The sequence below is a fragment of the Paraburkholderia sp. GAS448 genome, from assembly GCF_050435685.1.
GTDB lineage: Bacteria > Pseudomonadota > Gammaproteobacteria > Burkholderiales > Burkholderiaceae > Paraburkholderia.
The window spans coordinates 1-13,175 of the sequence record NZ_JBNDKT010000046.1 but is presented as its reverse complement, the minus strand read 5'-3'; the positions used below and the strand labels follow the sequence as shown (position 1 = coordinate 13,175).

The window sequence follows — 13,175 nt, the reverse complement described above, 5'->3', positions numbered from 1 at the left end:
ATCCCGGGAAATCATGCGATCACCCGGGTACCCACGCGAACACGGCCACCGCATCATTTGCACGGATGGGCTTTAGTCAGCGCCAGATACACTACAACAAGGGTGGGCTGGCCGCGCTCAGCCGGATTCGCGCTCAAGAAGTTGAGAACCGTATCCAGATTCTGCTTGTGTGTGGTGCCGGGTGGCAGACAGTAGCGCGCCGTAGCCTTGCTTACCACGCTTTGGGCCTGAACGCCGCTCGTGAAGCCGGCCATATACATGGCGCAAAGATTAAGATTGTCGGCCGCCTGGCACGCGGCATAAAAACCATCGGCCTTATCAATTGTCTGGGCGGGCGCGCTGGATGAGAATATAACGCCGCAGAGCGCTGCGGCAAAGACGATACGTTTCATGAAAGATCCTGATCGTTCGGAAGCCTGGGGGCAGCCTATAACCTGCATCGAGCGAGTTTCGCCCCGCAATTCAGGGCGCATTTTCAAAGGTTGTGTCGCGATAACGTCGTCAAGGCAAGAAAGTTGTGTCTGGTGAGGATCCCCTTTCCACTCAACGAACCGTCCTCACCCGGGCGAGGCGTGGTCGATCAGCGCGAGCGCAGCGGCCTGGGCCTCACCGGCATCAGCATGCCTGATCGCGTCGATGACGCGCTCGCACAGCCTTACCGTGTCCGGCCAGTCCTGTTTGCGTCGCACTGCCTGCCGCGCGGACACCGCGAGCGCGCCGCGCAGCAGTGGCGCCAGCTGGGAGAACAGCGGATTGCCGCTGGCCGCGAGGATGCGCATCGCGAAGAGCTCGCGGGCAGCCAGAAAACCGGGCTGGCCGGGCGGACTCTCGCGCAGCGTGTCGAATGCGAGCCTGGCGGCGTCAATGTCGTCGGTGTCGCCTCGCGCTGCCGCCTGTGCGGCGGCGGCCGGACCGATCAGGCGGCAAAAGCCGGCGAGTGCCGCACCGAACCGCGGATCGGGATCCAGGCGCAGGCGCCAGTTGATCACGTCCTCGTTGACGATGCGCCACTCATCCACCGGGCGGACGCGCGTGCCGATTTTTGACCGGACGTCGAGCAGGTTGCGCACGAGCAGCATCGAGAACACTTCGCGCAGCACGGTGCGGCTCACGTCGTACTGTTTGGCCAGCACGTCCTGCGGCGGCAATACGGCACCGAAGGCACCGTCGAGAAGGTCTTCCATGAAGTGGTCCAGCGTCTTGCTGACCTGCGAACGATAATTGTGTTCTTCCTGCACCATGTCCCTCTCCCGAGATTACCCGCGACATCACGAACCGGCCGGCGGCGAGATAGCCCCCTGTCAGGTCTGAGGAATTGTGTCGCGGTTGGGGCATGTTCCGATCCAGGGATTTCCCCTGACTTGTGCTTGCCGCATCGGACAGCGCGGCTGACATTCGGGGGGACACGCGAAGCCGCTGCCGGGTACGTGCGGTCACTGCGCATTCTTTAGCGCATCACGCAGCCGGTGCCGCCTGCTCACCGGCACCGGCGGCGTCACCGAAATCTGCAACAGGCGCGCATGCGCCCCGGCGTGTCGGCCCCTGCAGGACGGGCAGAAGTGCACGGTCTCGTCGAAGTAACCGGTGAACCAGTCCCAGCCGCGCGCCGCGCCGGCAAACTTGTCGGGACACGGCGCCCCGCACATGCAGCAGACGCCGAATCCCGGCGGTGGGGTGATGGTTCTGGCGCGACGGAGGCGACTATTCATGACATGACGCCCTGAATGTCAGACATTAAAGCGTAGGACAGCAGGGCCGGTCACACAAGCACGCGCGAATCCTGCTTTCAGCACACCTGCTCCTCGAGAACAAGCGGATGACATCCCCGCGGAATCACTGTCTCTTCCCGGAAATATCCGCCGTCATGGCCCGGTATGGCTTCGGTTCCGTCAAGCCCGTCCGCATAGCTCATTTCGCACAAAGTGCCTGACATGACAACCACACTCCAGGGAGTCACCGAATGAAGCAGCATGTTCCGCGCGTTTCATCCCTGCAGAGACCTGCCGTGACTACGTGGGTGCCGCCCGCGCAACGCGACACGGCGTGGTGGATCTTCTACCGGCTCTTTCGCTGCCGGCTGAGGCGGATCCTGACCATCCCGCTCGAGGAGATGCAGGAGGTGGGCACACCGACCTCCTTTGATCCCGATGTCGACCGGCAGATGCAGAACGAGCGCGTCGAGCGCATGCTCTCCATCGCCCAGATGGCGCAGTACTGGGGGGACGGCATTTCGATCGGCCTGGTCGACCCGAAGGACGCCAAGGAGATCTACGAGCGCCTGAGCAACCATCTCTACGCGTGGAAGGACAGGCTCGAGACCGGGGTCGCCCCGCGCAATGCACCGCTCGAGGATCTGGCGAAGCTCGACGCGTTTGCGAATGTCGTCTATGCACTGGCCAGATACCAGCTTCCCCGCGATTACCTGGATTCCCGGTTCGAGCGCCAGGCACGCAACCTCTTTGCGCTCACGGGCGAGAGCCTGCTGAAGTCCCCCAGGGCAGCCGGATCCGGCATCACGACCATCAACCCCGCTGATGAGGAGACAGATCCACGCGCCCAACGGCTGAGTCTGGCTGATGCATTCGTGCGCGGTCGCCCGTCCGCGGATTGGGCGCTGCGCTGGAAATAGGGAGCGCATGGAGGTAACTGACGTGGAATTCGAACAATCCGCACTGATGGTCGACGTGGACCAGATCATCAACGGCGGATCCAACCCGGTGCATTTCACGGTGGGCGCAAGCATTCTTGTGAACACGACGAATACCGTCGTCAATCCGCTCAAGGTAACGGGCGTGGACTTGAGGCGAGATTATCTGAACCGGTATTCCGACGAGCTGATCATCACCACCGAGATCCTCGCCGGCCAGTACAGCAACCTCGTTTATCCGTACAAGAACGCACTCGACATCACGCTCACGCGTACGCCGCTCATGGAAGTGGGCGACACGCCCGACGCCGGCAGCACGGTCCAGTCAGAACGATTCACAGCAACGCTCATCGATGAGGGTTCTCCCCTTGTCGAGCAGAATACGCCGTTCGCCCCCACGCAGCCGAACCTGGATCTCACCGGACCGATGACGGTGCAGTTCCAGTTGGTGAACAAGGCGCTTGAGCAGATGCGCATGATGGATGTCGGCCAGGTCTTCCGCGGCTGCACGGTTGATGATGCGATCAGGACCGTGCTGACCAATGCGTCCCAGACGACGACTGTCGATGGCCAGCGCACCGTGCAGGGTGTCAGCATGATACCGTCGGCCAACCCGACGCCGCGCGAGCATATCGTCATACCGCATGGTGTGCGACTGGTGGACGTACCCCAGCATATCCAGAAGCACTGCGGCGGCGTCTACAACGCTGGCATGGGCTATTTCCTGCAGGGCAACCAGTGGTATGTCTGGCCGGCACTGGACACGACGCGCTTTAACAGCGCCGCGGCGACGCTTACAGTGATCAACGTGCCATCGAACAGGTTCCCGCAGGTCGAGCGCACGTATCGCCAGTCTGGCACGAACCTGATGGTGATGGCCACGGGCAGCGTGAAGTTCCGCGACCCGAGCAACCATGCGCAGCTCAACCTGGGCAACGGCGTGAGGTTCTCGGATGCCTCGAAATTCATGGATGGATTTGTCTCGGTGACGGGCAACCGTGCGCTCGCCTCACGGGGCAGCGTCAACAACGAATTCATCGGTAGTTCACGCCCTAACGGGAACAACAACGTCCATGTATCGGCCAGCCCGGTCAACGCGAATTCGCTCGAGGAGTATTCGAAGCTTGCGCGCGCGATGGGCGCATCGATCACCATGGAGTGGGAGAATTCGAATCCTGACCTGATCGTGCCGGGCATGCCGGCACAGGTCCTGTTCCTGCAGAACGAGCAGATCCAGACGCTTGTGGGTGTGGTGGTCGGGGCCCAGCACTATACGCAGATGCGAGGCCAGGGATTCAGCGCTTCGCGCTACGTCACCACGACGCATCTGAACATATTCCTGCAGCCCCAGGATCAGGCCAGCCACTCAGGTGGCTGAACATGCGGCGCGCGATACACCGTAGGGGACTTTCATGAGCACACCGCCACCCCTCGTGCTGGATTTCACCCAGCCGGCAAGAGATGTCCTGCTGGCCCAGATCAACCACGACAACGCGACGATGATCACGCCGGACCAGATCCGCGTGGGTTACGTCGGCGCGCTTGGCCCGACTGATCCCAGTGGGAGGAATACCACGGCTCATGTTACGGCCGCGCAGGGCGCGAACCTCGAAGGCGCCGGGTATTTCAACTATGACCGCATCGACATCGGCACGGTGCCCGGTGCGCGCTCGACGCTTTTCACAGTTGTCGCCCGGCGGAAACTGTCGGATCTGCTGCCAGAGATCAACGCCCGCTTTTCACTGAACCTCACGCGTGCGGACATCATCGACGCGCGGCTGCCTGCTGTAGCGTCCGGCCAGACACGCAATGTCAGCCTGCTCATGAGCGCGCGCGCCCTGCTCTGGACCGGATCGCTCGTGCTGACCTTGACGCGGTAATCCTCCGCACATGTTATGAGCCGGCGCCAAGGGTGCCGGCGCTCGAATGAACGTGATTCCCACGATGCCGGTGCATTTCATTTCAGGAACGGAGTTCATATGCACATCAATCCCACGGAAAGCGCGGTAAGCAATCTGCTGGCCCTGATCGTCGCGTCCAATCCGCGCTTCTCAGTGATGGCCGAAGAGGCGTTACAGGTGGAGTCCGTCACCGCACTCGCGACACCCGACGCCGACGGGAACGATACGGTCACCGTTGTGTCTGCGCAGGGGTACGGCCATACCGCAGCATTCTCATACAGGCGCCTCCCGCTCACGGAGATTGTTCCCGCCGATGTGCCGCCTGTCACGGTGACTGTCGTTGACGAAGAGGCCGATATTCTCACGGCGATAGCCGCCGCCCTGGGACTCATTGCCAGCGAACTGGTTCTTGTCGACGGATCTGAAGTGCTCGAAGGTGCAGGCGAAGTAACCATCGACGCCAGCGTGAGTTCCCTCCTCTACAGCAGCGGTCCATTTACGGTTGCGCTGGACTGGGAACCCGCCCGCATCGATTCGCTGCTCGACAACACCAGCATTGGCGAATTCCATCCGCCGGACGTGGATGAAGACGCGTAGTTACCCGAGATAGTGACCGATCATTTTATGGCGTCTGGCATGGGGGATTCGTCCTCCATGCCCTTATGCCGTCAATGCGCCAGTCCAATGGAGATCCACGAAATGAACATCGATCCGACGCTCAGCACGCTGGAAAACATCCTGCAGTACGTGACGAATCCCGCACTAAGGCAGCCCACGAGTCCGGATCAGGTTGCGGTGACCGAGCCCCAACCGTACGACCCTGCCACGCTCGGATTCTTTCTGGGCACGGGCCTGAATCTCGACGGTGAGAACAGCAACACGCAGATCATTGTTTATCTGCGACCGCCGCTCGAGGACGTTGCGCAGGACGGAGTGAACCAGGTACTGGTCTACGAGCGGCAGCCGCTATCAGACGTGGTGGGCACCGGCGTGGCTGTAGCGGTGAACTCACAGATGCCGGTGGCGGAAATGCTGCAGGCAATCGCACATACCCTCGGCGTTGTCGACGATGCGATCGCGTTCGTGACGCCACCGGAGGGACAACCTGCGTCGGTTCAGGTCGATGCATGCCAGTCGCCGCTCTATCTGCCGGGCGCGGTGACCGTCGTCCTGAACTGGACTTAGGACGCGAAGTCGTGCAAGAACACGATTCCAGAAGTTTTCAGACCTATATTCTGCCCGTGAGTTCAGACCAGAGATGGACTGGATCTATTCTCTAACCAACAGGAGCTGGAAATGGATATCTGGTCGAAGGCTGGAACGGCCACGAAAATGGCGGCATGTCTTGTGGTCGCGGGCGTCGCATCGCTGACGCTGAACAAATGCATGAAAGATCTCTTCAACCCGAAATAAATTCAACAATCAGGAAGAACAAAAATGACCTGGAAGATTGGTACGGTCGGCAAAATCATTGCGTGCCTTGCAGTGTGTGTCATTGCGGGCACCACGGCAGAAAAATGTTTCGAACAGCTTTTCGATAACTGACAAGGCGAAAAAAATGGAATTCTGCAAATCGTTTGGCTGGGCGGCAGGCGTCGTGCTCGGAACGTACGTGGGTGTGAAAGCCGTAATCGAAATCGAGTCCCATCTGAGCGCGAGAAAGCGCGCAAGGCGGGAAGAGCAGAAGCAGGAGCAGACGTCCGGACAAAAGCAGGCAGCGTGAGGACGTCCAGTAAAGACGTGAAGCGGCAACCTGGATCGGGGGCCGGGTCTGTCGCTCAGGAAATGGCGTAACACCATCAAGGAACGAAAAATGAAGTCAGCCATTCTCGTTGGACTGTTGTGCGTGTATGCCGTCGCCGAGCTCTACAGGCGCGGCCGCTAGGTGTCGTGGACGGCTGGAAAAAATACCGCACACAGGCAGTCTATGCGGTATGACCACGGGCTCACGGTTCGGGCACATGGCAAAGGTTTCCATTCGTACGCTGCTGGCAAACCGGGAGCAAGCAGCGCGCGAGAGCAAGCCGGACCCTCCCCCGGTTCCCGGCTTGCCAAGTCGGGAATCTTCTGACCGCCGCACACATTCGTGGAGGCGGTTTCTTTTTTGCCGCGAAGAATCAAAAGAACCTGAAGCCTATATTACTCAAACAGAGTAAAGGTTGTTTGCCTTGATTTCCGCGTGTAGTGAAAGGCACGTTATTCACCCTATTCTGCTAAGGAGTACAGAAATGAAAGCCATCCAGAAGAATGCCATTGTCATTCGCGGGTTGAAGGATCAGGTCCGCCGTGCGTTCGAAGCCGGCAAGTTCATGACGGACGGTCGGGCGCTACCCAGCGTGGATTTCGGAAAATCAGTTGCGGTCGAGGTCACGGCGATGGATACGCTGGGGCTCTTCCCGACACTCGTTTGCGAGGATGACGAGGTTGTGGAGCACGGGCGCCAGTTTGGGCGTCAGATGCATGTGAAGATGATTCCGGGCTGTACCCATCAGGACGCGATCATGGCGCTCGTTACCGCGAACGGGCTACTTGCGCGCGAGTTCGATCACGTCCGGAACATCCGCGTCTGCCTGAAAACCTACAGCGTCGCGCACGCGTAGCGCAAGGCCTGAACCGGTCAGAGCCCCGACGGCACTCAAGGTGCCGTCGGGGCTCTTTTTTCCGGATCCGGGCTTTCATATCCTTTGAACTGCAATCTTTTTTTGCTTCCTGGAGGAGTGCCGATGAAAGCATCAAATGTTGTCTGGGTCCTGGTGAGCGGTGGCGTCTGCTTTGCGATTGGCTGGATGCTTCCCTCGCCCCTCGCTGGCACCATGCGATACGTATCCGGGCCGCAGGAGAAAGCCGGGCCCGAACCGCTGGAGATTTTCGTCGATATGGGGACGGGCTGCGAGTATGTCGGACTGGAAAAAGGTGCGCTGACGCCCCGGCAAGGCCCGGACGGGAAGCAGGTTTGCAGACAGGAGCCCTCTGTGCTTCCGTAAGCAGGTGTCCGGACAAACTGCGCATGTGATTTGCGGGCGACGCTATTTCGATCATCAAGATCCCGTATCTGTTGTCACCATTCCCGTCATGCAGGTATCTCCATTACAGGTTGTCCGAAGTATGGAGTTGCGGGTCGAGCGCAAACATTGCCCGGTCCCGAAAGGGTCCGGGCGTTTATTCCATTTTTCTTTGTCCCGATAAGAGCAGACAGTTTGTTGGTAAGTTGTGCCTCAAGTATCATGATACCGTCCGCAAGGTTATAACAATTTAACAGGAGTTAACAATGGCGAGTTACCGCGAACTGCTGGCAGCAAGGGAAAAACTGGAAGCCGAGATTGCCAGGGCACGTAATGAAGAGGCGGGATCGATCCTGGAACAGATCCGGGCACAGGTTGCCGACTATGGATTCACGGTAGAAGATATTTTCGGCAGCAAACGCAAAGGCAGCCAGCATAATTGGACAAGAGTGCCTGTTGCTCCGAAATACCGTGATCCGCAAACGGGGGCAACCTGGAGCGGGCGTGGCAGGGCGCCGCTCTGGATCGCAGGTAAGGATCGGGCGAAATTCGCAATCTGATGTACAGCCAGCACCTGGCTGACGAAACCAGAAAGAGCGGGACAGTTTGAACTGCCCCGCTCTTTTTCATGGGCGGTTTCTTAAATCGTATGGCTTTTATCCAGCAGATTAAGGAAACCTGTTCATGTCCGATACTGCAACTACGCCGTCGTCTGGATCGGGCGACGCGGATGTCAGCAACGCCTCGGCGGCCCAATCCGCCACCTGGGCGGCCAGATGTGCGGTCGCGTCAGAAGAGGCGGCAGCACTGGCCAGACGATACGCCGAAGAGGCCGGCAGCTACGCGATCCCGGCGCCCCAGGTCAATGCGGACTGGAATGCCGTCTCAGGTCCGGCGGAGATACTGAACAAACCCAACGTCCAGCCGGCCGATCACAGCCTGATGGAAGATGCGAACGGTCTGCGTGTCGAGACTGAAATCGTCCTCCTCACGGGTGCCGACGCGACGATTCCCGACGACTGCAACGGGATGATCTTCAAGGTTGATTCAGATGTCTATTTCCTGCCGTTGCCGCTGTTATCGAACGTCGGCGCAGGCAGACAGTTCAAGGTCATCAACACATCGGTGCCGCAACTGGAGCTGCGCGCTCAAGGCCGCGACTCCATCGATGACGTGACGCTCCAATCGTTCGGTGGCTCTGTCATGTTCCCACCGGGATCGGTCGCGACGGTTTCGTATGGCGATGCGTATATCACGGTACAGACCGACCTTGGCGTGGGCACGCAGCCGTTCAATCTGGTGCAACTGGATACAAACGGCAGACTACCAGCACTTGATGGAAGTGCCTTGACCAGTTTGCCGATGCCCGATGTTTCGGGGCTGGTGCCGAAGTCCAGCGTGGGAGCTGTCAACGGCGTTGCGTCGCTCGACGGCGATGCCCGGGTACCGGTCGGTGAACTGCCAGCAGGTACATCCCCTGGCCAGATCGTCATGCTCGACGCGCAGGCCAGGCTGCCGGCGGTCGATGGAAGCCAGTTGTTCAATCTGCCGGCATCGGCGACGGTGGAAAACCTCGTTCTCAACGGAAACTTCGCGGTCAACCAGCGACAGTATCAGCAGGGCGCAGCAGGCTCGCTCGGATCGAGTGTCTATCGCCACGACGGCTGGCGGGATGGCACCTATACATTTGCTCAGGTCCCCGGTACAGATCCTCGAGATACGACAGTCACTATCACGGGATCGACGCCGCTGCGGCAGGTCATCGACGGAACCCTGGTCGCAGGGGGAACCTATACGCTGTCGTGGACAGGTTCGACGCTCGGGCGTCTTTCTGTCGGCGCGAACCAGGCGCCTACTGGCGTTGCGCAACCAAGCCCCATTATCGTCAACAATGTGCAGTGGGCGGCCGGTTTCCAGATTGATTTCCAGCCTGGAGGAACACTGGGACAGGTTCAGCTAACATCGGGCGCGACGCCGCTGCCTTTCCTGAGGCGATCATACGAAGTCGAGTTGATGCGCTGTTACCGCAAGGCGTTCGTGATCTATGCGTCTCATCCAGCTTCGGTTCTGGGCATGGGTTACGTCTATGGGAGCGGCTCAAATGTGATCCTGGTTGGTTCTTTTCCAATACCCATGTCCGCCCCCCCAACGTTCCAGGGTGGCGGTTACGCCAACATCGCTGGGGACCGCTTCAATGCAGGCAGCGTTACCGGTGTAACTGCACAATATAGAACCGACGATTTCTCGACCAACAGGGGGTTCGAGTTGAATATCTCAACCACTGCAGGTTTGACATCCGGTCTGGCGATGGGGATCTATACGACCACTGGAACTATGTCTGGTCCAACCTGGTTTCTTTTCGAGTCTTGAGCATGAACGATATCCAATGAACACGCTCTCCCCGCAAGCCAGTCTCGACGCCCAGATCGAAGCACTGGTCAACCTGATCGAGAATCTGGGCGTCCCGATCAAGGCAGCCCTGAAAAAGGCACTAACGACAGTCATCGTCAATCTCGCGGGTGGCGCAAACGTAGCGCTTGACCTCACGCCGCTTGCGCAGGGTGCGCCCGAAATTCTCTTTAATCTCCCCATTGCCGCGAGCACGACTACCACGCTTGCGATCAGCAACCCGCCTGCGGCAGGTGTGCTCGCAGCGTTTGTGCTCGTGGTGAGCAGCGGCGTGGGTTCTGTGGTCGTATGGCCGTCGGGCATCAAGTGGCCGCAAGGCACAGCACCGTCACTGACCGGCGTCGCTGGAAAGCTCGATACGTTCGTGATCTACACGGAGGACGGTGGGGCGACGTATTGCGGCTTCGTGGCGGGACAGAACCAATGACGCTATCTACCCGACTGCTCATGTGCAGCGCGCCACCGCCCTTCAGTGGCGTTCTCGATACGCTGGGCACGTCGCCGCTCGCCGCGTACAGCCTGCGCCGGCTGACCGGGAAATACTTCGGCCCAGCCATCCAGGTGATACGAAGCTCCGATAGCGCGGCGAGGAATATCGGCTTCACGGCGGCGGGTGATCTGGATGTGAACGGGCTGCTCAGTTTTACTGGCCCGAACGATGGCCGCGTGGCGGTGTTTTACGATCAGTCGGGCAACGGCCTGAACATGGCGCAATCGCTGACAGCCAGGCAGCCGTTTATCGTGAACGCAGGGGTGCTCAATACTGACGGGACCGGCTCATCGCTGGCGGGCATCCTGTCCACGGCGACGGTAAGCTCGCTCCAGTTTCTGATCGCATCACAAGCGATGCTCGTCATCCCGCAGCCATTTACCCGGAACTCGGTGAACTGCATGCCCTCAGGTATAAAGGCCGCACCATTTCCTGTTTTGGGCGCAACCTCTAACGCGTCCGTCTTGGCACTGAATGTCTCTAACCTCCATTACCAGATGTACGACTACAGCTCGGGCCTGACGAGCAGCAATAGCGTATCGCTGAACACGGCGAATAGCGTGTTCGAGATATACAACGCCGTCGCCAGCAGCATCATCGTGAACGGCATTACCACCACAGGCGCGCTGGGAACGGACACTCCAGGCTTGGTGGAAATCGGTGCGCTCACGCAGGCGGCCGGCGTCGCGGTGATTCACAGCGAAATCCTGCAGTTCACTGGAATATTAGCCAGCGCCGACCTGAACCTGCTATACGCCAACCAGAGGAGTTACTGGGGTACACCTTAGACTGCTTCTTCGCAGGGCATCCAATTTTTACCGGATGGCCCAATAATGTAGCGAAATGCGGTAACAAAGCCCATTCCTTGAATTTTCACCACGCATGAACGCAATGGTTCGCCGGACTCCGTTGTGCTTGAGTTCGACAGTGAACTGGCTATGCTGGAAGAAGCCGTTGTGAAGCACAGTCCGGATGACGAGGTTTTCGACAAGGTGGTCGATGACATTATCGACTACCTGTATGTGAAGGAAGTAGCGTTAGAAGACCTCGACGGGTATACAGGCGTCCTCGAAGTCACCACCAGAATTTTCTCCGCGTCGCGGGGACTTTCGGTCAACTGCTTTACAGCCACGCCGAGCAATTCGGTCCCTATCTCCACGGCGTGCTCCCATGGCAGTATTCCGGACGATGCGGAACTCGTCAGATCATTCTGTCGGCAGGTACTGTTTGCAAAAATGGTTCAAGTAAGGATTACGAACTAAAGCACGGTCGGTAATATATTACAAGACTGGACGGGGATCTGATGATTTCATTGCTAATCGGGACGGGAGGCAGATGGTGTTCGTGAATGATGGTCGGAGTCGAACATGGGGGGGCGATCTGGAACCCGGAATATTCAGATCGGTGCTCGCTGATCTGGCGTGCAGAAAGATTCCGGATTTTATCCCCGAGAGCGAAATGAGACCTGCCATGGTCATCTTTGAGAAAGGGGGATTTTCAACAGCACGCGTCCATTTTGGGCGACTGTCGCCTGCCGCGAAACTTGAGCTGATTTTTGCTACCCATGCGGTGAATGTAATCCGCATGGATCCGGACACGGACCAGACCCGAATGGTGGTGCCGGCCTGCGCGGACAACCTCGTCTCAATGTTCTGCGCCATCTGGTTGACGTTCATCCGGGCACGGGCTCGCGCGCAGGAATGGAGTCTGCACGACATCACGGCGCTGTATCTCGATGTAACGGCGACGCCAGCTTTTGCTGCTCCGGTCCGGGTGTTTGGACGTCTCGTTCTCGGTCAGGAGAATCTTCAGTTGCCTGACGGGGTCAATGTGAGACTTCGTGGCGCGGCTTTATCGTGATGTGCGAGGCGCTCTCATGCACCCAGATTCGGTGGTACTTGAATTTCATGACGGAATCACGCAACTCGATGCGTGCCTCATCAACTGTGACATGGGTGAGCCATGGCTCGATGAGTATCTCGGCACGATGGTCGATGCACTGAGGAACAGTCGGGAGGCCGTGGCGGACATCATTGCCTGGGCTGATACAGAGTGCGCTACCCATTACCAGTATGGAGAGATTTTATCGAAAACACTTGAAAACGTTGCAAGGGCGCTTTACCGCAAGCTGGACGACCTGATGCTCTACCCCGCGGACGGCATACTGCGCTATGCGTTTTCGGGCCGTCTTGGCAACGGGGCGATTGTCCTGACGTGGTGCGAGGGGTAAGGCGGGAAAATTTACAAACCTGCTGTTCAAGCGTGGACTTATCTTGAACCAGAACAATTCATCGAACAATCATCTTTCTTCTGGCCAGCCTGAAGCAGGCATCGCGCCGGAGAGTGCGCAGCGGGAAAAGGAAAGCTTGCACGGACCACAAAGTGTCGTCATTGACCTGGGCCAGGCTATCAGGGACTTCGAGAACAACGTTAAGTATGCGCGTGTGGAGATCGATCCGGGAGATGTGCTGGGGGATATCACGAGAGAGATCCTTTCGAAGGACTACGACAGGGACGCGGTCTTTGATTTCATTTCGGACGTGCGCTTCAATCTCGAAGAAAAGCTCAGGCCGAACCAGATGGCCTGCATCGCTGACGCAATCGAGAAGCTTGGCATGGCACTCGTCGAACAGAGGTGGCCTCGTTCGTTCGGACGGGATCCGCGATTTTTAAAGTGGAATCGCTGAGGCAATCAAGCTGCCGATTTTATCGCTGGCAGCGTGGCG

At 58.8% G+C, this 13,175-nt stretch carries 19 protein-coding genes; 16 read left to right on the top strand and 3 right to left on the bottom strand.

The genetic code is table 11. The annotated features are described in order from the left end of the window. Positions 1-53 precede the first annotated feature (53 nt). The 3 genes from P3T23_RS41215 to P3T23_RS41205 form a co-directional block, all read right to left on the bottom strand. Entirely contained in the window at positions 54-392 is a 339-nt protein-coding gene (locus tag P3T23_RS41215) for a Rap1a/Tai family immunity protein (RefSeq protein ID WP_429321807.1), read from the bottom strand. Positions 393-557: 165 nt separating this feature from the next. Then, on the bottom strand, positions 558-1,241 hold the full coding sequence (locus tag P3T23_RS41210) for a FadR/GntR family transcriptional regulator (RefSeq protein WP_429321806.1): 684 nt from the start codon (positions 1,239-1,241) through the stop codon (positions 558-560). 192 nt (positions 1,242-1,433) lie between these two features. Continuing rightward, positions 1,434-1,709 carry a hypothetical protein gene (locus tag P3T23_RS41205; protein WP_429321805.1) on the bottom strand — a complete coding sequence of 92 codons (276 nt, stop codon included), beginning with the start codon at positions 1,707-1,709 and terminating at the stop codon, positions 1,434-1,436. Between the two features lie 296 nt (positions 1,710-2,005). Between P3T23_RS41205 and P3T23_RS41200 the strand changes: the two genes are divergently transcribed. From P3T23_RS41200 to P3T23_RS41125, 16 genes are all read left to right on the top strand, one after another. Continuing rightward, the gene (locus P3T23_RS41200; protein WP_429321804.1) at positions 2,006-2,629 is read left to right on the top strand and encodes a hypothetical protein; all 624 of its coding nucleotides are present in this window, start codon (positions 2,006-2,008) and stop codon (positions 2,627-2,629) included. Positions 2,630-2,651: 22 nt separating this feature from the next. Continuing rightward, positions 2,652-4,025 (top strand): hypothetical protein, encoded by a 1,374-nt coding sequence (locus P3T23_RS41195; protein WP_429321803.1) that lies wholly within the window; start codon positions 2,652-2,654, stop codon positions 4,023-4,025. Positions 4,026-4,059: 34 nt separating this feature from the next. After that, positions 4,060-4,527 (top strand): hypothetical protein, encoded by a 468-nt coding sequence (locus tag P3T23_RS41190; protein WP_429321802.1) that lies wholly within the window; start codon positions 4,060-4,062, stop codon positions 4,525-4,527. Positions 4,528-4,626: 99 nt separating this feature from the next. Beyond that, positions 4,627-5,145, top strand: a complete 519-nt coding sequence (locus P3T23_RS41185; protein WP_429321801.1) for a hypothetical protein — start codon at positions 4,627-4,629, stop codon at positions 5,143-5,145. Between the two features lie 102 nt (positions 5,146-5,247). Then, complete coding sequence (locus P3T23_RS41180; RefSeq protein WP_429321800.1) at positions 5,248-5,733, top strand: hypothetical protein; 486 nt, start codon at positions 5,248-5,250, stop codon at positions 5,731-5,733. A gap of 373 nt (positions 5,734-6,106) precedes the next feature. Then, complete coding sequence (locus P3T23_RS41175; protein ID WP_429321799.1) at positions 6,107-6,271, top strand: hypothetical protein; 165 nt, start codon at positions 6,107-6,109, stop codon at positions 6,269-6,271. Between the two features lie 505 nt (positions 6,272-6,776). After that, positions 6,777-7,148, top strand: a complete 372-nt coding sequence (locus tag P3T23_RS41170; RefSeq protein ID WP_429321798.1) for a hypothetical protein — start codon at positions 6,777-6,779, stop codon at positions 7,146-7,148. Between the two features lie 123 nt (positions 7,149-7,271). After that, positions 7,272-7,532 carry a hypothetical protein gene (locus P3T23_RS41165; protein WP_429321797.1) on the top strand — a complete coding sequence of 87 codons (261 nt, stop codon included), beginning with the start codon at positions 7,272-7,274 and terminating at the stop codon, positions 7,530-7,532. Between the two features lie 284 nt (positions 7,533-7,816). Then, entirely contained in the window at positions 7,817-8,110 is a 294-nt protein-coding gene (locus P3T23_RS41160) for an H-NS family nucleoid-associated regulatory protein (protein WP_429321796.1), read from the top strand. 124 nt (positions 8,111-8,234) lie between these two features. Continuing rightward, positions 8,235-9,920: a hypothetical protein gene (locus tag P3T23_RS41155; protein ID WP_429321795.1), complete on the top strand. Its 1,686-nt coding sequence runs from the start codon at positions 8,235-8,237 to the stop codon at positions 9,918-9,920. A gap of 16 nt (positions 9,921-9,936) precedes the next feature. After that, positions 9,937-10,386, top strand: a complete 450-nt coding sequence (locus tag P3T23_RS41150; protein ID WP_429321794.1) for a hypothetical protein — start codon at positions 9,937-9,939, stop codon at positions 10,384-10,386. Further along, positions 10,383-11,237: an arabinofuranosidase catalytic domain-containing protein gene (locus tag P3T23_RS41145; protein WP_429321793.1), complete on the top strand. Its 855-nt coding sequence runs from the start codon at positions 10,383-10,385 to the stop codon at positions 11,235-11,237. Before P3T23_RS41150 ends, P3T23_RS41145 begins: the two co-directional genes overlap by 4 nt. A gap of 123 nt (positions 11,238-11,360) precedes the next feature. Then, positions 11,361-11,711 (top strand): hypothetical protein, encoded by a 351-nt coding sequence (locus tag P3T23_RS41140; RefSeq protein WP_429321792.1) that lies wholly within the window; start codon positions 11,361-11,363, stop codon positions 11,709-11,711. 208 nt (positions 11,712-11,919) lie between these two features. Then, the gene (locus P3T23_RS41135) at positions 11,920-12,309 is read left to right on the top strand and encodes a hypothetical protein (RefSeq protein ID WP_429321791.1); all 390 of its coding nucleotides are present in this window, start codon (positions 11,920-11,922) and stop codon (positions 12,307-12,309) included. A gap of 16 nt (positions 12,310-12,325) precedes the next feature. Further along, positions 12,326-12,679 (top strand): hypothetical protein, encoded by a 354-nt coding sequence (locus P3T23_RS41130; protein ID WP_429321790.1) that lies wholly within the window; start codon positions 12,326-12,328, stop codon positions 12,677-12,679. A gap of 43 nt (positions 12,680-12,722) precedes the next feature. Next, on the top strand, positions 12,723-13,136 hold the full coding sequence (locus P3T23_RS41125; RefSeq protein ID WP_429321789.1) for a hypothetical protein: 414 nt from the start codon (positions 12,723-12,725) through the stop codon (positions 13,134-13,136). The last annotated feature ends 39 nt before the right edge of the window (positions 13,137-13,175 follow it).